Annotated in this window: 23 protein-coding genes, 5 tRNA genes and 1 pseudogene; 19 read left to right on the top strand and 10 right to left on the bottom strand. The window is 70.7% G+C overall.

What is annotated here, in order from left to right; all coding sequences use genetic code 11:
- Together ACZ501_RS31925 and ACZ501_RS31930 are read left to right on the top strand one after the other, a co-directional pair.
- Positions 1–918 (top strand): acyl-CoA carboxylase subunit beta (locus ACZ501_RS31925; RefSeq protein WP_361611867.1); only part of this gene is annotated, 918 nt, incomplete at its 5' end.
- Between the two features lie 23 nt (positions 919–941).
- On the top strand, positions 942–1,139 hold the full coding sequence (locus ACZ501_RS31930; protein ID WP_361611865.1) for an acyl-CoA carboxylase subunit epsilon: 198 nt from the start codon (positions 942–944) through the stop codon (positions 1,137–1,139).
- 194 nt (positions 1,140–1,333) lie between these two features.
- On the opposite strand, the gene ACZ501_RS31935 is transcribed toward ACZ501_RS31930, so the two are convergent.
- The 8 genes from ACZ501_RS31935 to ACZ501_RS31970 all read right to left on the bottom strand — a co-directional run bounded on the left by ACZ501_RS31935 (position 1,334) and on the right by ACZ501_RS31970 (position 11,730).
- The gene (locus ACZ501_RS31935) at positions 1,334–1,918 is read right to left on the bottom strand and encodes a GTP-binding protein (RefSeq protein WP_007266770.1); all 585 of its coding nucleotides are present in this window, start codon (positions 1,916–1,918) and stop codon (positions 1,334–1,336) included.
- On the bottom strand, positions 1,899–2,456 hold the full coding sequence (locus tag ACZ501_RS31940) for a DUF742 domain-containing protein (protein ID WP_361610163.1): 558 nt from the start codon (positions 2,454–2,456) through the stop codon (positions 1,899–1,901). The genes ACZ501_RS31935 and ACZ501_RS31940 overlap by 20 nt, the downstream gene beginning before the upstream one ends.
- 93 nt (positions 2,457–2,549) lie before the next feature.
- Positions 2,550–2,963: a roadblock/LC7 domain-containing protein gene (locus ACZ501_RS31945; protein WP_030037347.1), complete on the bottom strand. Its 414-nt coding sequence runs from the start codon at positions 2,961–2,963 to the stop codon at positions 2,550–2,552.
- A 10-nt stretch (positions 2,964–2,973) separates the two neighbouring features.
- Positions 2,974–6,177 carry a sensor histidine kinase gene (locus tag ACZ501_RS31950; protein ID WP_468800132.1) on the bottom strand — a complete coding sequence of 1,068 codons (3,204 nt, stop codon included), beginning with the start codon at positions 6,175–6,177 and terminating at the stop codon, positions 2,974–2,976.
- Between the two features lie 292 nt (positions 6,178–6,469).
- Positions 6,470–7,054: a GTP-binding protein gene (locus ACZ501_RS31955; RefSeq protein WP_266573764.1), complete on the bottom strand. Its 585-nt coding sequence runs from the start codon at positions 7,052–7,054 to the stop codon at positions 6,470–6,472.
- Complete coding sequence (locus tag ACZ501_RS31960) at positions 7,035–7,427, bottom strand: DUF742 domain-containing protein (RefSeq protein ID WP_361610160.1); 393 nt, start codon at positions 7,425–7,427, stop codon at positions 7,035–7,037. The genes ACZ501_RS31955 and ACZ501_RS31960 overlap by 20 nt, the downstream gene beginning before the upstream one ends.
- Positions 7,428–7,575: 148 nt before the next feature.
- Entirely contained in the window at positions 7,576–7,989 is a 414-nt protein-coding gene (locus ACZ501_RS31965; RefSeq protein ID WP_007266776.1) for a roadblock/LC7 domain-containing protein, read from the bottom strand.
- Between the two features lie 9 nt (positions 7,990–7,998).
- The gene (locus ACZ501_RS31970; RefSeq protein WP_468800134.1) at positions 7,999–11,730 is read right to left on the bottom strand and encodes a sensor histidine kinase; all 3,732 of its coding nucleotides are present in this window, start codon (positions 11,728–11,730) and stop codon (positions 7,999–8,001) included.
- 581 nt (positions 11,731–12,311) lie between these two features.
- On the opposite strand from ACZ501_RS31970, the gene ACZ501_RS31975 reads away from it, so the two are divergent.
- From ACZ501_RS31975 to ACZ501_RS32020, 10 genes are all read left to right on the top strand, one after another.
- Positions 12,312–12,497 (top strand): hypothetical protein, encoded by a 186-nt coding sequence (locus tag ACZ501_RS31975; RefSeq protein ID WP_361610101.1) that lies wholly within the window; start codon positions 12,312–12,314, stop codon positions 12,495–12,497.
- Between the two features lie 109 nt (positions 12,498–12,606).
- Positions 12,607–13,425, top strand: a complete 819-nt coding sequence (locus tag ACZ501_RS31980) for a fumarylacetoacetate hydrolase family protein (RefSeq protein WP_361610102.1) — start codon at positions 12,607–12,609, stop codon at positions 13,423–13,425.
- Positions 13,418–14,893 carry a glutamate--tRNA ligase gene (gene gltX, locus ACZ501_RS31985; protein WP_468800136.1) on the top strand — a complete coding sequence of 492 codons (1,476 nt, stop codon included), beginning with the start codon at positions 13,418–13,420 and terminating at the stop codon, positions 14,891–14,893. Before ACZ501_RS31980 ends, gltX begins: the two co-directional genes overlap by 8 nt.
- A 116-nt stretch (positions 14,894–15,009) precedes the next feature.
- Positions 15,010–15,681, top strand: coding sequence for a DUF4241 domain-containing protein (locus ACZ501_RS31990; protein ID WP_468800233.1), 672 nt, complete (start codon positions 15,010–15,012; stop codon positions 15,679–15,681).
- A 10-nt stretch (positions 15,682–15,691) separates the two neighbouring features.
- A complete protein-coding gene (locus tag ACZ501_RS31995) occupies positions 15,692–16,420 on the top strand; it encodes an HAD family hydrolase (protein WP_468800138.1) in 729 nt (242 codons plus the stop codon).
- A gap of 87 nt (positions 16,421–16,507) precedes the next feature.
- A tRNA-Gln gene (locus ACZ501_RS32000) sits at positions 16,508–16,579 on the top strand.
- Between the two features lie 27 nt (positions 16,580–16,606).
- Positions 16,607–16,679: transfer RNA gene (locus ACZ501_RS32005), tRNA-Glu, on the top strand.
- A 61-nt stretch (positions 16,680–16,740) separates the two neighbouring features.
- Positions 16,741–16,816 (top strand) — tRNA-Glu (locus tag ACZ501_RS32010).
- Positions 16,817–16,838: 22 nt separating this feature from the next.
- Positions 16,839–16,910: transfer RNA gene (locus ACZ501_RS32015), tRNA-Gln, on the top strand.
- A gap of 21 nt (positions 16,911–16,931) precedes the next feature.
- Positions 16,932–17,004, top strand: a tRNA-Glu gene (locus ACZ501_RS32020).
- A 178-nt stretch (positions 17,005–17,182) separates the two neighbouring features.
- Here the strand turns inward: ACZ501_RS32020 and ndgR are convergent.
- Positions 17,183–17,899 carry an IclR family transcriptional regulator NdgR gene (gene ndgR, locus ACZ501_RS32025; protein WP_007266782.1) on the bottom strand — a complete coding sequence of 239 codons (717 nt, stop codon included), beginning with the start codon at positions 17,897–17,899 and terminating at the stop codon, positions 17,183–17,185.
- 186 nt (positions 17,900–18,085) lie between these two features.
- Between ndgR and leuC the strand changes: the two genes are divergently transcribed.
- The 4 genes from leuC (at position 18,086) to ACZ501_RS32045 (ending at position 21,300) form a co-directional block, all read left to right on the top strand.
- Positions 18,086–19,510, top strand: a complete 1,425-nt coding sequence (gene leuC / locus ACZ501_RS32030; protein ID WP_361610967.1) for a 3-isopropylmalate dehydratase large subunit — start codon at positions 18,086–18,088, stop codon at positions 19,508–19,510.
- Between the two features lie 3 nt (positions 19,511–19,513).
- Positions 19,514–20,107, top strand: a complete 594-nt coding sequence (gene leuD / locus ACZ501_RS32035) for a 3-isopropylmalate dehydratase small subunit (protein WP_361610965.1) — start codon at positions 19,514–19,516, stop codon at positions 20,105–20,107.
- Positions 20,108–20,244: 137 nt separating this feature from the next.
- A complete protein-coding gene (locus ACZ501_RS32040; protein WP_079429951.1) occupies positions 20,245–20,472 on the top strand; it encodes an SCO5555 family protein in 228 nt (75 codons plus the stop codon).
- Between the two features lie 144 nt (positions 20,473–20,616).
- A complete protein-coding gene (locus ACZ501_RS32045) occupies positions 20,617–21,300 on the top strand; it encodes an HU family DNA-binding protein (RefSeq protein ID WP_362455057.1) in 684 nt (227 codons plus the stop codon).
- A 325-nt stretch (positions 21,301–21,625) separates the two neighbouring features.
- Here the strand turns inward: ACZ501_RS32045 and cofC are convergent.
- Positions 21,626–22,298, bottom strand: a pseudogene (gene cofC, locus ACZ501_RS32050) (2-phospho-L-lactate guanylyltransferase); the annotation flags it as partial.
- 165 nt (positions 22,299–22,463) lie between these two features.
- Here cofC and ACZ501_RS32055 point away from each other — a divergent pair.
- From ACZ501_RS32055 to ACZ501_RS32065, 3 genes are read left to right on the top strand one after another with little or no spacing between them, the layout of a single operon-like run.
- Positions 22,464–23,216 carry a lysophospholipid acyltransferase family protein gene (locus ACZ501_RS32055; protein ID WP_361605184.1) on the top strand — a complete coding sequence of 251 codons (753 nt, stop codon included), beginning with the start codon at positions 22,464–22,466 and terminating at the stop codon, positions 23,214–23,216.
- Positions 23,213–24,223, top strand: a complete 1,011-nt coding sequence (locus tag ACZ501_RS32060) for an NAD(P)H-dependent glycerol-3-phosphate dehydrogenase (RefSeq protein ID WP_361605181.1) — start codon at positions 23,213–23,215, stop codon at positions 24,221–24,223. The genes ACZ501_RS32055 and ACZ501_RS32060 overlap by 4 nt, the downstream gene beginning before the upstream one ends.
- Positions 24,224–24,262: 39 nt before the next feature.
- Positions 24,263–25,420 carry a D-alanine--D-alanine ligase family protein gene (locus tag ACZ501_RS32065; protein ID WP_468800140.1) on the top strand — a complete coding sequence of 386 codons (1,158 nt, stop codon included), beginning with the start codon at positions 24,263–24,265 and terminating at the stop codon, positions 25,418–25,420.
- Positions 25,421–25,439 lie beyond the last annotated feature (19 nt).

Below are 25,439 nucleotides of genomic sequence, written 5' to 3' on the forward strand. Positions count from 1 at the left end.
GGCCTCGGCGGCGCGGACGTGCACGCCGAGACCTCCGGCGTCGCGCACTTCGCGTACGACGACGAGGAGACCTGCATCTCCGAGGTCCGGTACCTCATCACGATGCTGCCCTCCAACAACCGCGAGAACCCGCCGGTCCACGAGAACACCGACCCGGTCGACCGGCGCTCGGACGTCCTGCTGGACCTGGTCCCCGCCGACGGCAACCGCCCGTACGACATGCTCAAGGTCATCGAGGAGCTCGTCGACGACGGCGACGTCCTGGAGATCCACGAGCGCTGGGCGCGCAACATCATCTGCGCCCTGGGCCGCCTCGACGGCCAGGTCGTCGGCATCGTCGCCAACCAGCCCGGCCACCTGGCCGGCGTCCTGGACATCCACGCGTCCGAGAAGGCCGCGCGCTTCGTCCAGATGTGCGACGCCTTCAACATCCCGATCATCACCCTGCTGGACGTCCCCGGCTTCCTGCCGGGCGTCGACCAGGAACACGGCGGCATCATCCGCCACGGCGCCAAGCTGCTGTACGCGTACTGCAACGCCACGGTGCCGCGGATCTCGCTGATCCTGCGCAAGGCCTACGGCGGCGCGTACATCGTCATGGACTCCCAGTCCATCGGCGCCGACCTCACCTACGCCTGGCCCACCAACGAGATCGCCGTCATGGGCGCCGAAGGCGCCGCCAACGTGATCTTCCGCAAGCAGATCGCGGACGCCGAGGACCCCGAGGCGATGCGGGCCCGGATGGTCAAGGAATACAAGGCCGAGCTGATGCACCCGTACTACGCGGCCGAGCGCGGTCTCGTGGACGACGTCATCGACCCCGCCGAGACCCGCGGGGTGCTCGTCAGCGCCCTCGCGATGCTCCGCACCAAGCACGCCGATCTGCCGTCTCGCAAGCACGGCAACCCGCCGCAGTAACGAGCGAAGGAGACCTGCCGACGATGAGCACCGCCACCGACACCCTGCTGAAGGTCGAGAAGGGCAACGCCGAGCCCGAGGAGCTGGCCGCGATCACCGCGATCCTCCTCGCCCGCGCCGCCGCCACCCCGGAAGAGGCCGCCACCCCCCGCTCCACGGCCGGCTGGCGCCGTCTGGAGCGCAGCCGGGGCTTCCAGGCCCCCCACAGCTGGCGCGGCTGAGCAGCGGACGTACGCACGCGGAAGGCCCCGCACCCCAGAAGGGGTGCGGGGCCTTCCGCATGCCCGCGGCAGCGGCCGCCGGGGCCGTACGGGCCCGTAAACCGGGCCCCGGAACCGGGCCCGGGAACGGCGAAGGCCCCCGTGCCGGGACACGGGGGCCTTTCTACGGCCTCGGGGGCGCCGCCGCGGGCTCGCTACCGCAGGCGGGCCATCAGGGCGTGCTCGACGAGCGTGATGAGCGCGCTCTTGGCGTCCGCGCGGTGGCGGGCGTCGGTGGTGATGATGGGGGCGTCCGGGCCGATCTGGAGCGCCTCGCGGACCTCTTCGGGCGTGTAGGGCTGGTGCCCGTCGAAGCCGTTGAGGGCGATGACGAAGGGCAGGCCGCTGTTCTCGAAGTAGTCGACGGCGGGGAAGCAGTCGGCGAGACGGCGGGTGTCGACGAGGACCACGGCGCCGATGGCGCCGCGGACGAGGTCGTCCCACATGAACCAGAAGCGGTCCTGGCCCGGCGTACCGAAGAGGTACAGGATCAGGTCCTGGTCCAGGGTGATGCGGCCGAAGTCCATGGCGACCGTGGTGGTCGTCTTGTCACCGGTGTGGGTGAGGTCGTCGATACCGGCGGAAGCGCTGGTCATGACGGCTTCGGTGCGCAGCGGGTTGATCTCGGAGACCGCGCCGACGAACGTGGTCTTGCCCACGCCGAAGCCGCCCGCCACCACGATCTTCGCGGAGGTGGTGGAGCGCGGAGCCGCTCCGCCGTTAGAGCTTGCGAAGTCCACTGAGCACCCTTTCGAGCAGTGTCACATCTGGCTGGCCGCCGGCAGACTCGTCGCCGCCGGGCTGGTGAATGGCGACAAGGCCCGCCTCCGCCAGGTCGGCGACGAGGATGCGGGCGACACCAAGAGGAATGGAGAGAAGTGCCGAGATCTCCGCGACGGATTTGATCTCCTGGCACAGGCGGCAGATGCGCTGGTGCTCGGGCAACTGCCCTTGCAGCCGCGCGGGGTCCGCCGTGGTACTGACCAGCGCCTCGATGGCGAGCTGGTAGCGCGGCCGGGTACGGCCGCCGGTCATCGCGTACGGGCGCACCAGCGGGTTGTGCGCCTTGGGGGCCTGCGGCTGCTGCGCGGCCCTGGGGGGCTGCTGCGGAACCCGGTGGGGCGCCTGGGGCTGCTGGGGCTGCCCGTACGGCTGCTGGGCGTAGGGGTTGTGCTCCGGCACGGGCCGGCTGGGCGAGGAGGGGAAGTTGAAGCGGTTCTGGTCGTGCCCACCCTGCGGCTGCTGGCCGCCATAAGGATGTCCTCCGGGTGTTGTCACGTTTCCTCCTCCGACTCCAAGAACGCAGTACTCCCTGTGGAACCGCGCCACCGCACCCTATGGTGCGATGACGCGAAACGCACTGCCCGTCTGCTAGTTGAGAAGACTTCCCTGCAGCTCGGCGCGCAGGTCCGGGGTGAGGACGCTGCCCGCGCGATCCACGAGGAGGGCCATCTCGTAGCCCACGAGGCCGATGTCGCACTCGGGGTGCGCGAGCACCGCGAGCGAGGATCCGTCGGAGACGGACATGAGGAAGAGGAACCCGCGGTCCATCTCCACCACGGTCTGGTTGACGGCTCCGCCCTCGAAGATGCGGGAGGCTCCGGCGGTCAGCGAGGTCAGACCGGAGGCCACGGCCGCCAGCTGATCGGCGCGGTCGCGCGGGAATCCGTCGGACATCGCCAGCAGAAGGCCGTCGGCGGAGACCACCACCGTGTGCGACACCCCAGGGGTGTTGTCCACGAAGTTGGTGATCAACCAGTTCAGGTTCTGCGCCGCCTGGCTCATCGCGCTCACACTAACGCTCCTGGTCATAGCTGTTACTTGACTGCTCGGAACCCGCACTGCGTCCCTGCTGGACACCGCGTCGCAGGTTGCTCAACCTGCCACGGACGTCCTCCGGGGCGCGGGAGACCTGGGGGCCGCCCTGCGGGGTCGTCTCCGCAGCGCCCTCGACCAGGTTGGCCTTGGGCACGCGCCGAGGGAGACCGGACGGGGTGACCCCGCCCGCCTTCGGCTCACGGAGTTTGCCGGCCTGCTGCCAGCGCTCGTCGTTCGTCGAACGCCAGCCCCCGCCGGCTGCTGCCTCCTCCGGCTCCCGCTGCGCTTCGGCGGGCTGCTGCTGACGCTGCGGCCGCTGCGCGAAGAGGGATCCTGCGGACTCCGCTTCCTGCTGTGCCGGCTGCCACTGCTGTGGGCTGCCGCGTCGCGGCAGGCCCGCTCCGGTCAACTCGTGACCGGTGTCGGCAGCGGCGCCCTGACGGTCGAAGCCTACGCGGTCCCGAGCCGGTTCGGGAGCGGAGGGGGATTCCGAATCGGTCCCGTAATCCTGCTGGTAGGAGCCCGAGTAGGTGTTCTGCTCGGGCCACTCGGCCTGCTGGGACCGGTCCTCGTAGCCACCCTCGTACGCCTGAGCGGGCTGCTGGGCGTCCTGGTAGCCGGACTCCGGATAGGCGTAGCCCTGGTCCGTGTACGACTCGTAGGCCTGCGGCTGCTGCTGGGGCTCGTACGGGGCCTCGTACCCCTGTGCGGACTGCTGCTCGTAGCCCTGGTACTCCTGGTACCCGTGTTCGGGCTGGGGTTCCGGATACTCCTGGGAGTCCGGCTCCGGGTACTGCTCCTGCGACTGCGCCTGGGGATAGTTGAGCTGCGCCTCCAGCGCCGCCCTGCGCTCCTCGCGGCCCAGGGACCGCACGACCGGGTCGGCCGGCTGCGCGTCGCCCGCCGGGCCGCCCTGGGCGTCGTAGCGGGAGTCGTCGAAGCCGAGCTCGGCGGCCGTCCGCAGCGGGGCGGCCGACTGGGCCTTCTGCTGCGGGATGATCGAGGAGACGGTGAAGTCGTCCTCCGGTATGCCCTCGCCACCGCCACCGTGGGTGATGGCGTCGGGGAGCATGACCAGCGAGGTGGTGCCGGCCGCCTCGCCCGAGGGGCGCAGCTGGACGCGGATGCTGTGGCGGTCCGCCAGCCGGCCGACCACGAACAGGCCCATGCGCTGCGAGATCGCGGCGTCCACGGTCGGCGGGTTGGCCAGCTTGTGGTTGATGTCCGCGAAGTCCTCGGCGGTGAGGCCGATGCCCTTGTCGTGGATCTCGACCATCACGCGGCCGTCGGGCAGGCGCGTCGCGTTGACGCGGACCTTGGTCTGGGGGGAGGAGAACGTGGTGGCGTTCTCCAGGAGCTCCGCGAGGAGGTGCACGAGGTCGGTCACGGCCTGGCCGTGGATCTCGGCGTCGGAGACGCCCGAGAGCTCGATGCGCTCGTACTGCTCCACCTCGGAGGAGGCGGCGCGCAGCACGTCGACGAGGGGGACCGGCTGGTCCCAGCGGCGGCCCGGGTTCTCACCCGCGAGGATGAGGAGGTTCTCGCCGTTGCGGCGCATACGGGTGGCGAGGTGGTCCAGGCGGAAGAGGTTCTCCAGCTGGTCCGGGTCGGCCTCGTTGTTCTCCAGGTCGGTGATGAGGGTCAGCTGGCCCTCGATCAGCGACTGGTTGCGCATGGAGAGGTTGGTGAAGATCGCGTTGACGTTGCCCCGCAGCAGGGCCTGCTCGGCGGCGAGCCGGACCGCTTCCTGGTGGACCTGGTCGAAGGCGCGGGCGACCTCGCCGATCTCGTCCTGGGAGGTGATCGGGATCGGCTGCACGCGGGTGTCGACCTTGCCCGGGTCGGTGCGCGAGAGCTGGTCGACCAGCGCCGGCAGGCGCTGCTCGGCGATGTCGAAGGCGGAGGAGCGCAGGCGGCGCATGGAGCGGCTCATCTGGCGGGCCATCATGGCCGCCAGGATGAAGGCGGCCAGCAGGGCCACGACCACGATGGCACCGGTCAGGATGGCGTCGCCGCGGGACTTGTCGGACACCGCGACGGCGTCCTTGACGGCCTTGTCGAGGAGGTCCTTCTCGATCTCGGCGTAACCGTCGAACTTGGCGGTGGCGGCGGCCTGCCAGGCCGGGGCGGTGGTGCCGTTCAGGGCGAGCTTGGCGCTCTTCTCGCCGCTGGCTATCGCCTCGGTCATACCGGTGAGCGCGGAGCCGTTGACCACGGGCGGAGCCTTGAAGGGGGTGCCGGCCTGCTCGGCGGCCTGCTTGGCCTGGGCGAGCTTGGCGGCACCCTCCTGGGACTTCTTGCCCATGACCTCCTTGAGCCGGTTGGTGTCCTCGTCGGTGCCGGCGGCGACGTACTCGCCGATGGCGATCTCTTCGAGGTAGGCGTAGGAGGAGAAGGCGACGAGCTGGGCCTTGCGGACTTCCTCGTTGTCGTTCGGGCGCACCAGCAGGTGCGTGCCGACCGAGCGCTGGAGCGAGTTCGCGGCCTTGGCCAGCTCGACCGCGTAGACCATGCGGCCGTAGCTGGTGACGTTTCCGGTGCCCAGGCCCAGTTCGTTGGAGAACTGCATCAGGTAGTGCTGGACCAGCACGTACCCCTCTTCGGTCGGGATGGGGCCGGCCGAGGTGGGGAGGTTCTTCTTCTGGGTCTCAGGGATGGCGTAGGCCGTCTTGCGGACCTGCTCCAGCTTCGGCTCCTCCTGGCGGAAGAGCTCGAGGCGGCGCTCCAGGCCCTGCTTGGACGGCAGGTCCTTCGCGGCCCGGGCGAACTTGGCCTTGGCCGCGTCCGTGGCCGCGTAGGCCTTCGTCACGGCCTCGTTGTTGCGGTCGCCCTTCAGGAGGGGCTCGGCGGTGAGGTCGCGCTCGTTGAGGAGGGCCTGGCCGTATTCGGCCGCGGCCTGGACGATCCGGGCGGTCTTCTCGGCGTCCTTGGCCTCGTTCCAGCTGTCGACCGAGCCCTTCACCTGGAAGCCGCCCATGACCAGTCCGACGAGGACCGGTACCAGGAGGATGGCGTTCAGCTTGGTGGCCACCCGCCAGTTGCGCGGGGAGAACTTGCTGGTGCTGCCGCTGCTCGGGGGTGGTTCCACGGGCACGTCGACGGGCGACATGGCCGCGCGCGGCGGCGGGGTGAAGTTGCCTCGCGCGGGTTCATCCGCGGGGCTCGAGTTGCTTCGCCTCACTCGACCAACAACCTCTCGGCGGTGCTACTAGCTAGTTCGTTGAATTCCAGCACGGTTCAGCGCCGTGTTCCAAACAGTTGAATCCGGCCATTCCACGAACCTAACGCCCCACATAAATCGGACATAAAGAGCGAGCTGCGGCAAAAATGGGGTCAGTCGTGCGCGCAGCGGTACCGGCTGAACGCGGCCCGTGTCCGGCCGACGGCAATTCACTGTCGAAACGTTATGAACGCGAGGGGCGGGCCGTGTTGGAGAACACAGCCCGCCCCGGCGCATTGCCTTGGAAAAGGTGTTACTTGAGCCGGGCCATCAGGGCGTGCTCGACGAGCGTGATGAGCGCGCTCTTGGCGTCCGCGCGGTGGCGGGCGTCGGTGGTGATGATGGGGGCGTCCGGGCCGATCTGCAGCGCCTCGCGGACCTCTTCGGGCGTGTAGGGCTGGTGTCCCTCGAAGCCGTTGAGCGCCACGACGAAGGGCAGGCCGCTGTTCTCGAAGTAGTCCACCGCCGGGAAGCAGTCCGCCAGCCGGCGGGTGTCGACCAGCACGATCGCGCCGATGGCGCCGCGGACGAGGTCGTCCCACATGAACCAGAAGCGGTCCTGGCCCGGCGTACCGAAGAGGTACAGGATCAGGTCCTGGTCCAGGGTGATGCGGCCGAAGTCCATGGCGACCGTGGTGGTCGTCTTGTCACCGGTGTGCGTGAGGTCGTCGATGCCCGCGCTCGCGGACGTCATCACGGCCTCGGTTCTCAGCGGGTTGATCTCGGAGACGGCGCCCACGAACGTGGTCTTGCCCACGCCGAAGCCGCCCGCCACCACGATCTTCGCGGAGGTGGTGGAGCGCGGAGCCGCCCCACCGTCAGAGCTTGCGAAGTCCACTGAGAACCCTCTCGAGCAGCGTTACATCCGGCGTTCCGCCGGCCTCTCCATTGCCCGGCTGGTGAATGGCCACCATGCCGGCTTCCGCCAGGTCGGCGACGAGGATCCGGGCGACGCCGAGCGGCATCGAGAGCAGCGCGGAGACCTCCGCGACCGACTTCACCTCACGGCACAGGGTGCAGATGCGCTGGTGTTCCGGCAGCATGCCGGACAGGTGCATCGGGTCGGCCGTCGTGCTGACCAGCGCCTCGATGGCGAGCTGGTAGCGCGGACGGGTCCGGCCGCCGGTCATCGCGTACGGGCGGACGAGCGGCTGGTCGCCTTCCGAGTACGGATCTCCGTACGCGTCGGGGTAGGCGGGGGGCGGGGTCATTGATCCTCCGGGCTGGACAGCAGTGGTCAGCGTGCCGTCTGACAGGGCGGCCGGTGGGGGGACATGACGGCCTGTCGGGGGTACTGGATTTCCGGGTGCGCGGACCCGGTGCCCCGGCCGGAAGTACCGTCCGGCCGGGGTGGGGGTGTCAGATGAGCAGGCTTCCCTGGAGCTCCGCGCGCAGGTCCGGGGTCAGGACGTTGCCGGCGCGGTCCACGAGGAGGGCCATCTCGTAGCCGACGAGGCCGATGTCGCACTCGGGGTGCGCGAGCACGGCCAGTGAGGATCCGTCGGAGACGGACATGAGGAAGAGGAACCCGCGGTCCATCTCCACCACGGTCTGGTTGACGGCTCCGCCCTCGAAGATGCGGGAGGCTCCGGCGGTCAGCGAGGTCAGACCGGAGGCCACGGCCGCCAGCTGATCGGCGCGGTCACGGGGGAAGCCTTCCGACATCGCCAGAAGGAGTCCGTCGGCGGAGACCACCACCGTGTGCGACACCCCGGGGGTGTTGTCCACGAAGTTGGTGATCAACCAGTTCAGGTTCTGTGCCGCCTGGCTCATCGAACTCAACTATCGCTCCTGCTGGTAAGTGGGGTCGATGTGGTAACTGCCGGTCGCGGGGCCGGTGCTGCCGGCCTGGCGGCCCTGCTGGATACCGCGACGGAGATTGGTGAGACGGCCGCGGACATCGTCCGGAGCACGCGATACCTGCGGACCGGTCTGGGTTTCGGCCTGCTGCTGGGCGGTACCGGCCACGAGGTTCGCGCGCGGCACCCGCCGGGGCAGCCCCGAGGTGGTGATCCCGCCGGCGGCGGGCTGGCGCACGCGCTCGGCCTGCCGCATCAGCTCGTCGTTGGGGGAGGGCTTCCAGCTGACCGTCGGGCTGCTGCCGGTGACCGCCGCGGCGGGCTCGGCGGCGAACTCCTGGCCGCGCTGCGCGAGCGGCTGCTGCGCGCGCTGCTGGGGCTGGTGCGGCTGCTGGGGCACGGCCGGACCCTGCCCGGCGGGCTGCTGCCCGTCCTGGCGGGTCCAGTTCGACTCCAGCGTGTCGAAGATCGGGCTGCGCGGCTCGGGGGCGTGCTGCGCCGGGGCCGGCGGCAGGGCCTCCGGCTGGTACGCCTGCGGGAGGCCGGGGGCCTCGGCGCGCGGCGCCGGGGCGTAACCGCCGGACCGCTGGGGCTGCTGCTCGGCGTAGCCGCCGACACCGGGGCCGCCCGGGCGGGCGAACTGGCCGGTCGAGGCCGGGTCCAGCGGGCCCGCCGGCTGCGGGCGCTCGAACTGGCCGGTGGCGCCGGGGGCGGGGTTGCCGCCGGTGGCCTGCGGCGGCGGGGCGTTGAAGTCCGGGCGGGCGAACTCGGCCGTGGAGCCGGGGCCCGACAGCTCGTCGTGCCCGCGCGGGACCTCGTGCCCGCCCTGGGCCGCGGCGCCCCAGCTGGTGGACTGCGGGGCCGCGGCGGCCGGACCGCCCGCGCCCGGAAGCTCCGGGCGGCCGGCGCCGTCGCGCGCCGGCAGCTGCGGCCGCCTGCGCTGGACGGGGGCCGAGGGACCGGACTGCTGCTGCGGCCGGCCCTGCGGGGCCTGCTGCTGGTGCTGCGAGGGCTGCTGCGGCTGCTGCGGGGCCTGCTGGTGCTGCTGGGTCTGGCCCTGCGGCGGCTGCGGCCGCTCGAAGCCGTTGCCCTGCTGCGGGAAGCCGCCCTGCTGGCCGTTCTGCTGCGGGAACCCTCCGGGTCCGCCGGCCGGCCGCGCCTGCGGGCCGCCGGCCTGGCCGCGGCCCGGCAGCGGGGCACCGCCGCCGAAGGCACCCTGGCCCTGCGACTGGCCCGTCGGGGCGGCGGGACCGCCCTGCGGACGGGGTCCCTGGCCCTGCGGGCCCTTGGGACGCTGCTGCTGCCCACCGGCCGCGCCGTCGCGCCCCGGCAGGGCGGCGCGCTGGCCGCCTCCGGAGACCTGGCCGCGCTGCTGGCCGGCGCCCACGGGGGGACGCGCGCCCGCACCGGACACGGAGGACTGCTGGCCGCCGGGAGCGCCCGGAGCACCGGGAGCACCGCCGGGGCCGCCCTGGCCGCCGCCGGCACCCGGCGTCGGGCCGGGCTTCTTGCCGCCCTGGGCGACGTCCACCGGGAGCATGACGAGGGCCGTCGTACCGCCCGAGTCGGAGGGGCGCAGCTGGATGCGGATGCCGTGTCGCAGGGACAGGCGGCCGACCACGAAGAGGCCCATGCGGCGGGAGACGGAGACGTCCACGGTCGGCGGCGAGGCCAGCCGCTCGTTGATCGCCGCGAGGTCCTCGGGGGAGAGGCCGATGCCGGTGTCGTGGATCTCGACGAGCACGCGGCCGTCGGGCAGCGCGTGACCGGTGACCTTGACCTTGGTCTGCGGGGAGGAGAACGAGGTGGCGTTCTCCAGCAGCTCGGCGAGCAGGTGCACGAGGTCGTTGACGACGCGGCCGGCGACGTCGGTGCCGGGCACCGACGCCAGCTCGATGCGCTCGTACTGCTCCACCTCGGACGCGGCGGCGCGGAGCACGTCGACGAGCGGGACGGGGCGGGTCCACCGGCGGCCCGGCTCCTCGCCCGCGAGGACGAGGAGGTTTTCGCCGTTACGGCGCATGCGGGTCGCGAGGTGGTCGAGCTTGAAGAGCGAGGACAGCTGGTCCGGGTCGGCCTCGCGCGACTCCAGTTCGGAGATGAGCGAGAGCTGGCGCTGGATGAGGCCCTGGGAGCGGCGCGAGAGGTTGGTGAACATCGCGTTGACGTTGCCCCGCAGGAGGGCCTGCTCGGCGGCGAGGCGGACGGCCTCGCGGTGCACGTCGTCGAAGGCCGCGGCCACCTGGCCGATCTCGTCGCGGGTGTGCAGGCCGACGGACTCCACGGAGGTGTCGACGTCCTGCGGGTCCGACTCGGAGAGCTGCTTGACGAGCTCGGGCAGGCGGTCCTGGGCGACGCGGGTCGCGGTGTCCTGGAGGCGGCGCAGCGAGCGGATCATGGAGCGGGCCATGACGAAGGCGCCGATGAAGGAGACACCGAGGACGAGGAGGATCAGGGCACCGTTGACGAGGGCGTCCTGCTGCGACTCGTTCTTGAGCTCGCGGGCCTTCTGCTCCATGTCCTCGAGCAGCGACAGCTCGATCTTCTGCATCTCGCGGAGCTTGGTGTCGTCGGCGTCGTACCAGTCCATCCAGGAGCGGTTCTTCTCCTTGACGAACTGCCCCTGCGTGCTCAGCACGCGGCGGGCGTAGTGGTCGGCGCTGCCGATCTCGGAGTTGCCGTCACCGAGCGAGCTGAGGAGTTCCTCGGGCTTGCCCTGGTAGACGAGTTCGAAGGTCTTCTTCGACTGGCTCTCGCCGCGCAGCGCGGAGAGGGCGTAGAGGCGGTCGTTCTCCTCCAGCTTGCCCTGCTTGTCGCCGCTCTCGGGGAGCGAGGCGGCGATGATCGCGCGCTGGATGGAGGCGTACTCCTTGGCGGAGGAGAACGCCGCCAGGGCACGGGTGCGCTTGATCATCTCGGGGTTCGAGGTGGCCTGGGCCATGTCCTGCGAGAGCGAGAGCAGCGAGACGATCAGCGCGTTGTACTCGGTGACGGTCTGCTGGGCGCCGTTCTGGTACGCCTTCTTGCGGATGTCCTCGATGCCGGTGAGCTGGCGGCCGATCTGGAGGATGTTGTTGCGGATCGACTTGAGGGTCTCGTCCTTGTCCTCCGCGTTGTCGACCTTGTCGGTCGCGGCGGCGAAGGCCTTGGCGGCGGCGTCGGTCTGGTCGCGGACACCCTCGACGAGGCTGTTGGCCTTGCCGTCCTTGGTGAGCGACATCGGACCGGCCGACTTGTCCCGCTCCTCCTGGAGCATGGCGGCGAGGCTGGTCGCCTGGCGGGTCATCGTGGTCAGCAGCTGCATGTGCTCCAGCTGCTGGATGTCCTCGAGCGAGTCGTTGATACGGAAACCACCGAGTGTGGTGGCGGCGACGACGGGCAGGGTCAGCAGCGACACGAGTCGCGTGCTGATGCGCCAGTTCTGCATGGCGAGACGGGAGCCGGGCCCGCTGGGGGCCTTCGGTATCGCCTCTTCGGTCACCGGCGACTCGGCCTTGCCCTTGGCCCTGCTCGGCTTGACCGCCTTGCCGGGCTTCGGGGCCTTGCCGGACTTGCCGCGGCCCTTCGCCTTCACCGACGCGGACGTGTCGGGGCCCGCTCCGTCGGCAGCCGGCCCGCGGTGCTGGGCGTGCTGGGGCGAGGAGCCACGGTCGATCCCGCCGCGCGGCTCCTGCTCCGCCGCAGCGCTGCCATCCCTCTTGAATCGTCCCTGCACTAGCGTCGCAACCTCTGGACCAGGCGTCCCGCCGGGTGAACGGCGAAACGGTGTCGAGTCGTGGGGCACTGACGGCCCCGTGGTGGTCGTCGGTGACCGGCGCGTCTCCCTCTCCATTGCCGCCGCGCGCGGCGCTCTCTTGCGCCACCTGCGCGCCGGCTGATACCCGCGGCGGTCCCGCGAATTCCAGCACAGTGGGGGATCTCCAACAAGGTGCGCGTGTCGGCCCGGCCAGCCGGTCACGGCTTGTGACAGGGGGGCTACGGGATGTGGAGGCACTATGTGGATAAAACGGACGTACGTCAACCAAAGCTCCCGTCTGCCCCAGTGTCCCAGTCGAGATGATCAGGAGCGGAATGGCGCATTCAGTGGCGCAATGTCCGTTTCGACGGGGGAAATTGACCGAGCGTTATGCCCGTATTGCCCGGTCACTGGTGAGGAAACTCACACGACTGGGGCCATTACTTACCGGTTCGGCCGGGGATTCGGATGTTTAGCCTTGCCTGTTAAAGGGTTGGCGCCCCGTCCGGCGCATCCGACAACCCCCACCCCACGAAGCGACCCGAGGGCCCGAAACTCCGATGAAGACGACGCTGATGTTCCGCAACATAGCCAACCCCCGCCGCACCACCCTGGCGCACCTGAAGGACGCCGAGGACCTGCAGGCGGCGCCGGCCACCCCGGAGCACTCCGTCGAGCTGCCCGCCCAGACCGCGAACCCCCGCCGCACCGTCCTCATGGACGCGCCCGTCGCCGCGGCACAGTAGCCCCTCCGCAGTAGCGGCTCCGTAAAGGAGCGCGAAGCGCCGCCCCCCACCGCGTTAGCCTGGGGTCCACACTCCAGCCAGCGGAAATACAGAGGGGCAGACGCAACACGTGCGCATCGCCAGGTTCTCGATCGACGGCAATGTCGCGTTCGGCGCGGTCGAGGGCAGCACTGCCCCCGGCGCCGAGGGTGAGCTCGTCCTCGACATCATCAAGGGCATTCCGTTCGCGGACTTCGAGCTCTCCGGCACGAAGGTCCCGCTGAGCAAGGTTCGGCTGCTGCCGCCCGTGCTCCCGAACAAGGTCGTGGCCATCGGCCGCAACTACGCGGAGCACGCGGCGGAGCTCGGCAACGCCATCGTCGACGACCAAGGCCGTCCCGAGGCGCCCCTCACCTTCTTCAAGCCCTCCACCTCCGTGGTCGGCCCGGGCGACCCGATCGTCTACCCCTCCTTCTCCCAGGACGTGCACCACGAGGCGGAGCTCGCCGTGGTCATCGGCCGCATGTGCCGCGAGGTCCCGAAGGAGCGCGTGAAGGACGTGATCCTCGGCTACACCTGCGCCAACGACGTCACCGCCCGCGACGTCCAGCAGCGCGAGAAGCAGTGGGCCCGGGCCAAGGGCTTCGACAGCGCCTGCCCCCTCGGCCCCTGGATCGAGACCGGCCTGGACCCGGCGGCCGTCGCCGCGGGCCTGGCCGTCCAGTGCACGGTCAACGGGGAACAGCGCCAGCTCGGCAGCACCAGCGACATGGTCCGCTCCGTCGAGGACCTGATCGTGCACATCACCGAGGCCATGACGCTGCTCCCGGGCGACGTCATCCTCACGGGGACCCCGGCCGGAGTCGGCCCCCTCAACGTCGGCGACGAGGTCGCCGTCACCATCGAAGGCATCGGCACTCTCACCAACAAGGTGATCAAGCGTGGCTAACGGACCCGTCCGCGTACGTTTCTGTCCCTCCCCGACCGGCAACCCCCATGTGGGCCTGGTCCGGACCGCCCTCTTCAACTGGGCGTTCGCCCGCCACCACGGCGGTACGTTCGTCTTCCGCATCGAGGACACCGACGCGGCCCGCGACTCCGAGGAGTCGTACGAGCAGCTGCTCGACTCGCTGCGCTGGCTCGGCTTCACCTGGGACGAGGGCCCCGAGGTCGGCGGCCCCCACGCCCCGTACCGCCAGTCCCAGCGAATGGACATCTACGCGGACATCGCGAAGAAGCTCCTGGACGGCGGGTACGCGTACCACTGCTACTGCACCACCGAGGAGCTCGACACCCGCCGCGACGCCGCCCGTGCGGCCGGCAGGCCCTCCGGCTACGACGGCCACTGCCGCGACCTGAGCGCCGAGCAGGTGGCCGCGTACACGGCCGAGGGGCGCACCTCGATCGTCCGCTTCCGGATGCCCGACGAGACCATCACCTTCACGGACCTGGTCCGCGGCGAGCTCTCCTTCACCCCGGAGAACGTGCCGGACTTCGGTATCGTCCGCGCGAACGGCGCCCCGCTGTACACGCTGGTCAACCCGGTGGACGACGCGCTGATGGAGATCACGCACGTCCTGCGCGGCGAGGACCTGCTGTCCTCCACGCCCCGCCAGATCGCCCTCTACAAGGCGCTGACCGAGCTGGGCGTCGCCAAGGCCACCCCCGCCTTCGGCCACCTGCCGTACGTGATGGGCGAGGGCAACAAGAAGCTCTCCAAGCGCGACCCCGAGTCCTCGCTCAACCTCTACCGCGAGCGCGGCTTCCTGCCCGAGGGCCTGCTGAACTACCTCTCGCTCCTCGGCTGGTCCTTCTCCAAGGACCAGGACATCTTCTCGATCGAGGAGATGGTGGCGAAGTTCGACATCGACGGCGTGAACGCCAACCCGGCGCGCTTCGACCTCAAGAAGTGCGAGGCGATCAACGCCGATCACATCCGCCGGATGGACCCCAAGGCCTTCGCGGACGCCTGCGCCCCCTGGCTGCGGGCCCCGCACGCCAACTGGGCGCCCGAGGACTTCGACGCCGAGGCCTGGGACCGGATCGCTCCCCACGCCCAGACCCGGGTGACCGTCCTGTCGGACATCACCGCGAACGTGGACTTCCTCTTCCTGAAGGATCCCGTCGAGGACCAGGCGTCCTGGGACAAGGCGATGAAGGGCGAGCCCGCTGCCCTGCTCACCACGGCACGGGAGAACCTCTCCACCGCCGACTGGTCCGACCCGGAGTCCCTCAAGCAGGCCGTCCTCACCGCCGGCGAGGCCCACGGCCTCAAGCTCGGCAAGGCCCAGGCCCCGGTGCGCGTGGCCGTCACCGGCCGCACGGTCGGCCTGCCGCTCTTCGAGTCCCTGGAGATCCTGGGCAAGGAGCGCTCGCTCGCCCGTATCGACGCGGCCCTGGCGAAGCTCGCCGCCTGACCCGCACCCCACCCCCGCAGGGGCGGCGGCCGACCCGGCCGCCGCCCCTGCGGCGTTGTCGGCGCCGGGGCCTAGGGTGCCCCGAGTTGATCACGCGCTCCGTGGAAGGCCGCACCATGCCCCTCACCGTCCCCGACTTCGACCGGTACTTCACGCCGGGCCACTCCTTCGTCTACGAGAACGGCGACCGCGGCACGATCGCGGTGGCCGTAGCCGGCGAGCTGTGGCTGCCCAGCGGCCGGGTGACCGCCTGCGACCCCTTCGTCGACCTGGGCGGGGGATGGGCGAGGCCCTTCACCGCCGAGGTGGCCCCCGGCCGCTACCGCGCCGAGACGGCGCTCGCCACCCTTACCACTCCCGGCGAGGAGCCCGGCGACCGCCCGCACCTGCGCACGGCCGCCGCCCGCCTGGTGATCCGGGACACGGCGACGGCGGCCTGGGAGATGGCCGTCACCGAGGGCCAGGACGCCGCCGCGCTCGCGGACGACGGGTACTTCGGCTACGGGGTGGACGCGGGCACCGGCTGCTTCTACGACCCGGCGGCCGACGACTCCTTCGCGGACTGCGAGGGCGACGAGGGTCCGCTCTGGGACGCCTTCGAGGAAGCCGGCCACGGCCCCGGCCCGCACCTGCTCACGGGTGAGCACGGTCACAACCTCGTGGCCTTCGGCTCCGGCTGGGGCGACGGCCACTACCCGACGTGGGTGGGACGGGACGCCGACGGCCGGGTCACCTGTTTCGTGACGGACTTCTTCGTCGTGCCCTCGCCCGCGGACGACGCGGCGTAGGCTCGCCCGTATGCCGATCCGCGCCGTGCTGTGGGACATCGACGACACCCTCTTCGACTACACGGGGGCCGATGCGGCCGGGCTGGCCGCGCACCTGCGGGAAGAGGGGATGGCCGGGCGCCACGGATCCCCGCTCGACGCCCTGGCCCTGTGGCGCAGGCTCACGGAGCTGCACTGGGCGCGGTTCGCCGCCGGCGAGGTCACCTTCCAGGGCCAGCGCCAGGACCGGGTGCGGGACTTCCTCGGCAGGCCCGCCATGACGGCGGTACAGGCCGACGCCTGGTTCGAGCGGTACGTCGAGCACTACAAGGCCGCCTGGGTCCTCTTCCCGGACGTGCTGCCCGTACTGGACGCCCTCGCCCGCACCCACCGGCACGGGGTGCTCTCCAACTCCTCCGCCGCCAACCAGGACCCCAAGCTGCGCCACCTCGGGCTGCGCGACCGCTTCGAGGTGCTGGTCTGCGCCGCCGAGCTGGGCGTGAGCAAGCCCGACGCCGCCGCCTTCCTGGCCGCCTGCCGGGCGCTCGCGCTGCCTCCGGAGGAGGTCGCGTACGTCGGGGACCAGCCGGAGATCGACGCGCGCGGGGCGCGCGACGCCGGGCTGACGGCCGTCTGGCTCGACCGGGAGGGCGGCCGGGGACCCGGCCCCGTCGGCGTTCACCGGATCGAGGCACTGGACGGACTGCCGGAGCTGCTGGCCGCTGATACCCGTTTTGGAGCACGGTCAGGCATCCGGTAATGTTCTTTCTGCGCCGCCCGAGCGGGCCGAAAGGCCGGTAACGGAGGCGCTGACCAAACGGAAGGCCCCCAGGGGCTTGAAGTTCGGTGGGCTATAGTGTAATTGGCAACACGAGGGTTTCTGGTTCCCTTATTCTAGGTTCGAGTCCTGGTAGCCCAGCGCAGTGCAGTAGTAACGCAGTGCTTTGCCCCCGTTGTGTAGCGGCCTAGCACGCCGCCCTCTCAAGGCGGTAGCGCCGGTTCGAATCCGGTCGGGGGTACAGATCCTTCCCGCGGGATCTCCAGGGTCGCTCCCGGAGGTCTTGATGCAGGATCGCTAGGGCCCCCGTTGTGTAGCGGCCTAGCACGCCGCCCTCTCAAGGCGGTAGCGCCGGTTCGAATCCGGTCGGGGGTACCAAGGTCTGGCTGGTCTAGACCATTGGGCTATAGTGTAATTGGCAACACGAGGGTTTCTGGTTCCCTTATTCTAGGTTCGAGTCCTGGTAGCCCAGCGCAGTACCGCAGTAGAGCTAGCCCCCGTTGTGTAGCGGCCTAGCACGCCGCCCTCTCAAGGCGGTAGCGCCGGTTCGAATCCGGTCGGGGGTACATGAGGGAGAGGCCCTCCGCGATCATCGCGGAGGGCCTCTTCCGCGTTCCGGCGCCCCTCGCCGTCCGACGGTTCCGGGCACAAGTACGGGCCCGGCGGCGCGAGTTCGGACGTGTGCGGCGTCGTACGCGCCCCCGGGCCCGGGGGTTGGTGGGAGAGGTCTGCGACCGGGAGGGGTCAGCCGGAGCGGCGCAGGGCCTCCGTGAGCCGGGCGGCCGCGTCGATGACGGCCTGGGCGTGCATGCGCCCCGGGTGGCGGGTCAGGCGCTCGATCGGCCCGGAGACCGATACGGAGGCCACCACGCGGTTCGACGGGCCGCGGACGGGCGCCGAGACGGAGGCCACGCCGGGCTCCCGCTCGCCGATCGACTGCGCCCAGCCGCGGCGCCGTACGCCGGACAGGGCCGTGGCCGTGAAGCGCGCGCCCTGCAGGCCCCGGTGGAGCCGCTCGGGCTCCTCCCAGGCCATCAGGATCTGCGCGGCCGACCCCGCCTTCATGGGGAGGGTGGAGCCCACCGGGACGGTGTCCCGCAGGCCCGACAGCCGCTCGGCGGCCGCCACGCAGATGCGCATGTCGCCCTGACGACGGTAGAGCTGCGCGCTCTCGCCCGTCACGTCACGGAGGTGCGTGAGCACCGGTCCGGCCGTTGCCAGCAGGCGGTCCTCGCCGGCCGCGGCGGCAAGCTCTGCCAGCCGCGGACCGAGGATGAACCGGCCCTGCATGTCCCTCGCCACCATCCGGTGGTGTTCCAGTGCCACGGCCAGGCGATGTGCCGTGGGTCGTGCGAGCCCTGTCGCCGCGACCAGCCCGGCGAGGGTGGCCGGACCGGACTCCAGTGCGCTCAGTACCAGAGCTGCCTTGTCGAGAACGCCGACGCCGCTAGAGTTGTCCATGAAACGATATTCACGTCTCACACTGTGAAACGCAAGTTCAAATTTTCCAAGAACGAGCGAGTCTGTATGTGCGGGTCCACGAACCACTGGGTCCGAGCCGTCGTTCCGCAGGTGGGGTAGCGGGCGATCAGGCGCACCAGATCTCTACATAAGCGCCGGCCCGACCGGCCGGCCGGAGGGAAAGCGATGGGTAGGACACTCGCGGAGAAGGTCTGGGACGACCACGTCGTCCGGCGCGCCGAGGGCGAGCCCGATCTCCTCTTCATTGATCTCCACCTGCTGCACGAGGTGACCAGCCCGCAGGCCTTCGACGGGCTGCGCCAGGCCGGCCGCAAGGTCCGACGCCTCGACCTCACCATCGCGACCGAGGACCACAACACCCCCACCATCGACATCGACAAGCCGATCGCCGACCCGGTCTCCCGGGCCCAGCTGGAGACCCTGCGCAAGAACTGCGCCGAGTTCGGTGTCCGTCTGCACTCGCTCGGTGACGTCGAGCAGGGTGTCGTCCACGTCGTCGGGCCGCAGCTGGGCCTGACCCAGCCGGGCACGACCGTGGTCTGCGGCGACTCGCACACGTCCACGCACGGCGCCTTCGGCGCGCTGGCCTTCGGCATCGGCACCAGCCAGGTCGAGCACGTGCTGGCCACCCAGACGCTGCCGCTGGCCCGCCCCAAGACGATGGCGATCACCGTCACCGGCGCGCTGGCCGAGGGCGTCACCGCCAAGGACCTGATCCTGGCGATCATCGCCAAGATCGGCACCGGCGGCGGCCAGGGCTACATCCTGGAGTACCGCGGCGAGGCCATCGAGAAGCTGTCGATGGAAGCCCGCATGACCATCTGCAACATGTCGATCGAGGCCGGCGCCCGCGCGGGCATGATCGCCCCTGACCAGACCACCTTCGACTACCTGGAGGGACGCGACCACGCCCCGAAGGGCGAGGACTGGGACGCGGCCGTCGCCTACTGGAAGACGCTGCGCACCGACGACGACGCGGTCTTCGACGCCGAGGTCGTCATCGACGGCACGACGCTGGCCCCCTTCGTCACCTGGGGCACCAACCCGGGCCAGGGCGCGCCGCTGTCGGCCAACGTCCCCGACCCGGCTTCGTACGAGGACGCTTCGGAGCGCCTGGCCGCCGAAAAGGCCCTGGAGTACATGGGGTTGACGGCCGGGCAGCCGCTGCGCGAGATCAAGGTCGACACCGTCTTCGTAGGTTCCTGCACCAACGGCCGCATCGAGGACCTGCGCGCCGTCGCCGGGATCGTCGAGGGCCGCAAAGTCGCCGACGGCGTACGGATGCTGGTCGTCCCGGGCTCGGTCCGGGTCGCGCTCCAGGCCGTGGAAGAGGGCTTGGACAAGGTCTTCAAGGAGGCCGGGGCCGAATGGCGGCACGCGGGCTGCTCGATGTGCCTGGGCATGAACCCCGACCAACTGGCGCCCGGTGAGCGTTCCGCGTCCACCTCCAACCGCAACTTCGAGGGCCGGCAGGGCAAGGGCGGGCGTACGCACCTGGTCTCCCCGCAGGTGGCCGCCGCCACCGCGGTGCTGGGCCATCTGGCCTCGCCCGCCGATCTGTCCGACGCCACCGCGACCGCCGGAGTCTGAACCATGGAAGCCTTCACCACCCACACCGGCCGGGCCGTTCCGCTGCGCCGCAGCAACGTCGACACCGACCAGATCATCCCGGCCCACTGGCTGAAGAAGATCACCCGCGACGGGTTCGAGGACGGGCTCTTCGAGGCCTGGCGCAAGGACCCGGAGTTCGTCACCAACCGCCCCGAGCGGGCCGGCGCGACCGTCCTGGTCGCCGGTCCCGACTTCGGCACCGGCTCCTCGCGCGAACACGCCGTATGGGCCCTGCAGAACTTCGGCTTCAAGACGGTCATCTCCTCCCGCTTCGCCGACATCTTCCGCGGCAACTCGCTGAAGAACGGTCTGCTGACCGTCGTGCTGCCCCAGGAGACGGTCGACCGTCTGTGGGAGCTGACCGAGGCCGACCCCACCGCCGAGATCACCGTCGACCTGGTCGACCGCCAGGTCCGAGCCGAAGGCGTCGAGGCGGAGTTCGAGCTCGACGACAACGCCCGCTGGCGTCTGCTGGAGGGCCTGGACGACATCTCGCTCACCCTTCAGAACGAAGCCGACATCGACACGTACGAAAGCGGCCGCCCGGCCTTCAAGCCGCGCACGATTCAGCACTGATTCCAGCCTGATCAGCGCTTATTCGCCTTTGGGTGATCACATCGGCAACACTGTGCCCCCCGCCTTCCGGTGGGGGGCACAGCCGTTTGTTGAGGCCCCGTGAGGCGACAACTCGCCCCAGATGGCACAATCTGTGCATGGAACGCGACAGTCAACTCGAGCTCTACGAACTCGTCGCGGACCGGTTGAAAGAAGCACACACAAGGGTGCGCGCACTGCAAGTCCCGGAGGGCGTAAGGATGGCGCTGTCCCGGAAGCTGTTGGTCGTCACTGCCGCGGCGAAGCACGATCTCGCCGACGCGGCAAGGCGCCTGGACAGGTTGATGAAGGACCTCGACGAGGGTCGATTCCCTGAAGGCGACTGATGCGAAGGAACTCCGTAACGGCCTACCTCGTTGCGGCACTAGGGTGATTAGCCCGTTTCGTGTTTGATTTGCGGTATATATCCGCCTAACGTGCGAAATAAGCTTGAACACATTCGTTCTGGCGATGTCTCCGAAGGGGAAGACGTGAACAAGGCGCAGCTCGTAGAAGCGATTGCCGACAAGCTGGGCGGCCGCCAGCAGGCCGCGGACGCCGTCGACGCGGTACTGGACGCCATGGTCCGCGCGGTCGTCGCGGGAGACCGGGTCTCGGTCACGGGCTTCGGCTCGTTCGAGAAGGTCGACCGTCCCGCCCGCTACGCCCGCAACCCGCAGACGGGTGAGCGCGTCCGGGTCAAGAAGACCTCCGTCCCCCGCTTCCGCGCGGGTCAGGGCTTCAAGGACCTGGTCAGCGGCACCAAGAAGCTCCCCAAGGGCGACGAGGTCGCCGTGAAGAAGGCCCCCAAGGGCAGCCTGACCGGCGGCGCCTCCGCCACGGTCAAGAAGGCCGCCGCGAAGAAGGCCACCACGGCGAAGAAGGCCGCCGCCAAGACCACGGCCACGAAGACCGCGGCGAAGAAGACGACGGCCAAGAAGGCCACCCCGACCGTCAAGAAGACGGCCGCGAAGTCCGCGGTCGCCAAGAAGGCCACGGCCACCACCAAGAAGGCGGCCCCGGCGAAGAAGACCACGGCGACGGCCAAGAAGACCACCGCCACGGCGAAGAAGACCGCCCCGGCGGCCAAGAAGGCCACCGCGACGAAGGCGCCCGCCAAGAAGACGGCGACGCGCAAGGCCACCGCGAAGAAGACCACCGCCCGCAAGAAGTAAGGGCGCCGGTCCCCGCACGCCGGGCCGGCTTCCCCACCGGGGGAAGCCGGCCCGCGGTGCGTTCCGCGCAGGTCACGGCCCCGGTCAGGGATCCGCCCGCAGCAGCGGCGCGGGGCTCAGAAGGTCTGCAGGGTCACCAGCGTGATGCGCAGGGACGCGCCCTCGCCGTCCGTCTCGATGCGGACCCGCTGCCCGGGCCGCAGCAGCCGCAGACCGCCCGCGTCGAAGGCCGCGGCCTCGAAGGGCACCGGGGTGCCGTCGTCCAGCAGCACGCTGCCGCTGCGGGTCTGGGAGTCGTACGTGTACGCGGTCGCCTGCATACGGGCACTGTATCGGGCGGTGTGCGGCCCCACTCCGAGGGCCAGGGCCGTGCGGAGGTCCGCCCCCGTGTCCACGTCCCGGCGTACGCTCTCCACGTCCGCGAGGGCTATTTCCACCGCTCCCGAGGCCGAATGGCGGGCCCGGGACCGGCCGCCGAACGAAGGTGCCAATTCCGCGTCCGGACCGGCGGAAAGCAAGGTGGTGCCGATTCCCGCCGCATCCGCCAGAAATGCCCGCGGAAATGCCGCCGCGGTATCGAGCACACGTAGCAATTCCGGCGGGCGCAGGGCCGGCAGGTCGGCGTTGATCGCGGCCACCTGAGCACCGGGCCGCCCCGCCCGCACCGCCCGCGCCCCGTGGGCCAGCGCGGCGTTGAGCCCCGCGCCGGGGGCGTCCGGCAGGATCCGGGCCCCCAGCCTGGCCAGTTCCGCCCCCGCCGCGGCGTCGTCCGTGACGACCACCACATCCGTGACCGAGGCGCAGGCCAGCGCCCCCGCCACGGTGTCCTGCGCGAAAGCCAGCGCGAGCCCGGGCCGGGACGCGCCCACGGCGGCCGCCAGACGGCTCTTGGCCAGCGCCAGGGGCTTCAGCGGGACCACCAGGCTCCACACGGCGTTCGTGGCGGCCCCCTTCCCTCCGGTGCGCTGCGGCACCCGCCCGACCCGTCGGCAGGTCATGGCCCGGTCATCAGTCGGCCCATTGTCGCCCCCGGGCGGGCGCAGGGGGACCGGGCGGTGTGGGCGGGGCGTACGGTGTCCTCGACAGAGACCGGACCGGGGGCGACACTTGTCCGGCTCCCAAGGCGGCCGCGCCGCGCCCCGGTCCTAGAGGAAGGTGTCCGAGTGTCCCGCCGCAGAATCGGCTTCTGGTACCGCCTGGCGGCGGTCATCGCAAAACCGCCGCTGGTAGTGCTCTTCAAGCGGGACTGGCGGGGAATGGAGCACATTCCGGCCGACGGCGGATTTATCACCGCCGTCAATCACAACTCGTATCTGGACCCGCTCTCCTACGCGCACTTCCAGTACAACACCGGCCGCGTGCCGCGTTTGCTCGCCAAGGCCGGCCTCTTCAAGGTGCCTTTCGTCGGCGCGATCCTGCGCGGATCCGGGCAGATCCCCGTCTACCGCGAGACCACCAACGCCCTGGACGCATTCCGGGCCGCCGTGGCCGCCGTCGAGCGCGGCGAATGCGTGGCGTTTTATCCGGAGGGCACCCTCACCCGGGACCCGGAGATGTGGCCGATGGCCGGCAAGACCGGCGTCGCCCGCGTGGCGCTGATCACCAAGGCCCCCGTCATTCCCGTGGCCCAGTGGGGCGCGAACCTCGCGATGCCGCCCTACGCCAAGGAGAACAAGGTCCGGCTGTTCCCGCGCAAGACCCTCCAGGTGCTCGCCGGACCGCCCGTGGACCTCTCGGCCTTCTACGACCGCGAGCCCACGCCCGAGGTCCTCAAGGGCGCCACCGAGGCCATCATGGCCGACATCACCAAGCTCCTGGAGGAGCTGCGGGGCCAGAGCGCGCCCGCGCAGCCCTACGACCACCGCAAGGCCAGGGCGCAGCAGCGGCGCAAGGCCGCGGGGGAGGGCACCAAGTGACACGTCCCGTGAAGGCCGCCGTCTTCGGAACCGGCTCCTGGGGCACCGCCTTCGGCATGGTGCTCGCCGACGCCGGATGCGAGGTCACCCTGTGGGCCCGCCGCCCGGAGGTCGTCGACGCCGTCAACAACGGCCGCACCAACCCGGACTACTTCCCCGGTGTGGAGCTCCCGGCGAACCTGCGCGCCACCACCGACCCGGCCGAGGCGGCGCGCGGCGCCGACTTCACCGTCCTGTCCATCCCGTCCCAGACGCTGCGCGCCAACCTGGCCGAATGGGCTCCCCTGCTGGCCCCCGGCACCGTGCTCGTGTCCCTGATGAAGGGCATCGAACTCGGCACCGCCAAGCGGATGAGCGAGGTCATCGAGGAGGTGGCCAAGGTCCCCGCCGAGCGCGTCGCCGTCGTCACCGGGCCCAACCTGGCCCGCGAGATCGTCGCCCGGCAGCCCGCCGCCTCCGTCGTCGCCTGCGCGGACGAGGCCGTGGCCCAGCGCCTCCAGGCCGCCTGCCACACCCCGTACTTCCGCCCGTACACCAGCACCGACGTCATCGGCTGCGAGCTCGGCGGCGCCGTCAAGAACGTCATCGGCCTCGCCGTCGGCATCGCGGACGGCATGGGCCTGGGCGACAACACCAAGGGCTCCCTCATCACCCGCGGGCTCGCCGAAGCCACCCGGCTGGGCCTGGCGATGGGCGCCGACCCGCTCACCTTCTCCGGCCTCGCGGGCCTCGGCGACCTCGTCGCCACCTGCTCCTCGCCGCTCTCCCGCAACCACACCTTCGGCACCAACCTGGGCCGCGGGATGACCCTGGAGGAGACCATCGCGGTCACCAGCCAGACCGCGGAAGGGGTCAAGTCGTGCCAGTCCGTGGCGGATCTGGCACGCCGGTACGGAGTGGACATGCCGATCACCGACACGGTCGTCGACATCGTGCACCACGGCAAGCCGCCGCTGGTCGCGCTGAAGGAACTGATGGGGCGCAGCGCCAAACCGGAACGCCACTGACACCTTTCCGGACGTCTGAGCGGGTACCCTCGTGGCGATATGAGCAGCGAGAACCTCCCCCAGACCCCTGAGCAGCAGGGTCGCAAGCCCCGCGTGGCCGTCGTGTTCGGCGGCCGCAGCTCGGAACACGCCATTTCGGTCGTCACGGCGGGCGCGGTGCTGCGCTCCATCGACCGTGCCAAGTACGAGGTGCTGCCCATCGGCATCACCACGGACGGCCGGTGGGCCCTGACCGCCGACGAGCCCGAGCGCATGGCCATCGCGGACCGCGAGCTCCCCAGCGTGGACGCCCTCGCGGAGTCCCCGGACGGCGCCGTCGTGCTCTCCGTGGACCCCGCGAGCCGTGAGGTCGTCTACACCGAGCCCGGCGCCGTCCCCAAGGCGCTGGGCGAGGTCGACGTCGTCTTCCCCGTGCTCCACGGCCCCTACGGCGAGGACGGCACCCTCCAGGGCCTCCTGGAGCTCTCCGGTGTCCCGTACGTCGGCTCGGGCGTCCTCGCCTCGGCCGTCGGCCAGGACAAGGACTACATGAAGCGGGTGTTCACCTCCTTCGGGCTGAGCGTCGGCCCGTACGTGACCATCCGCCCCCGCGAGTGGGAGGCCGACCAGGCCGCCGCCGAGGCGAAGATCCTGGACTTCGCCGGCGAGCACGGCTGGCCGCTGTTCATCAAGCCCGCCCGGGCCGGCTCCTCCATCGGCATCACCAAGGTCGACGACCCCTCCGGGCTGGACGCGGCGATCCGCGAGGCCCGCCGCCACGACCCGAAGATCATCGTGGAGGCGCTGCTGCGCGGCCGCGAGATCGAGTGCGGCGTCCTGGAGTTCGAGGACGGGCCGCGCGCCAGCGCCCCCGCCGAGATCCCGCCGGTCTCCAGCCACGACTTCTACGACTTCGAGGCGAAGTACATCGACTCCGCCTCCGGGATCGTGCCCGCCCCGCTCACCCCGGAGCAGACCGCCGAGGTGCAGCGGCTCGCGATCGAGGCCTTCGAGGCCGCGTCCTGCGAGGGCCTGGTGCGCGCGGACTTCTTCCTCACCGAGGACGGCGCCTTCGTCATCAACGAGATCAACACCATGCCCGGTTTCACGCCGATCTCGATGTACCCGCGGATGTGGCAGGAGTCCGGCATCGAGTACCGGGAGCTGGTGGACCTCCTGATCCAGGCGGCGCTGCGCCGCTCCACCGGGCTGCGCTAGCGCCGCCCGGCCCCGTACA

Source organism: Streptomyces sp. NPDC034085, assembly GCF_055575555.1.

What these genes read in the sequence shown, in the direction of transcription:
- ACZ501_RS31930 (WP_361611865.1), top strand. Translation starts at nt 942, where the DNA reads ATGAGCACCGCCACCGACACCCTGCTGAAGGTCGAGAAGGGCAACGCC.
- ACZ501_RS31945 (WP_030037347.1), bottom strand. Translation starts at nt 2,963, where the DNA reads ATGAGCCAGGCGGCGCAGAACCTGAACTGGTTGATCACCAACTTCGTG.
- ACZ501_RS31960 (WP_361610160.1), bottom strand. Translation starts at nt 7,427, where the DNA reads ATGACCCCGCCCCCCGCCTACCCCGACGCGTACGGAGATCCGTACTCG.
- ACZ501_RS31965 (WP_007266776.1), bottom strand. Translation starts at nt 7,989, where the DNA reads ATGAGCCAGGCGGCACAGAACCTGAACTGGTTGATCACCAACTTCGTG.
- ACZ501_RS31975 (WP_361610101.1), top strand. Translation starts at nt 12,312, where the DNA reads ATGAAGACGACGCTGATGTTCCGCAACATAGCCAACCCCCGCCGCACC.
- ACZ501_RS31990 (WP_468800233.1), top strand. Translation starts at nt 15,010, where the DNA reads ATGCCCCTCACCGTCCCCGACTTCGACCGGTACTTCACGCCGGGCCAC.
- ACZ501_RS31995 (WP_468800138.1), top strand. Translation starts at nt 15,692, where the DNA reads ATGCCGATCCGCGCCGTGCTGTGGGACATCGACGACACCCTCTTCGAC.
- ndgR (WP_007266782.1), bottom strand. Translation starts at nt 17,899, where the DNA reads ATGGACAACTCTAGCGGCGTCGGCGTTCTCGACAAGGCAGCTCTGGTA.
- leuC (WP_361610967.1), top strand. Translation starts at nt 18,086, where the DNA reads ATGGGTAGGACACTCGCGGAGAAGGTCTGGGACGACCACGTCGTCCGG.
- leuD (WP_361610965.1), top strand. Translation starts at nt 19,514, where the DNA reads ATGGAAGCCTTCACCACCCACACCGGCCGGGCCGTTCCGCTGCGCCGC.
- ACZ501_RS32040 (WP_079429951.1), top strand. Translation starts at nt 20,245, where the DNA reads ATGGAACGCGACAGTCAACTCGAGCTCTACGAACTCGTCGCGGACCGG.
- ACZ501_RS32065 (WP_468800140.1), top strand. Translation starts at nt 24,263, where the DNA reads ATGAGCAGCGAGAACCTCCCCCAGACCCCTGAGCAGCAGGGTCGCAAG.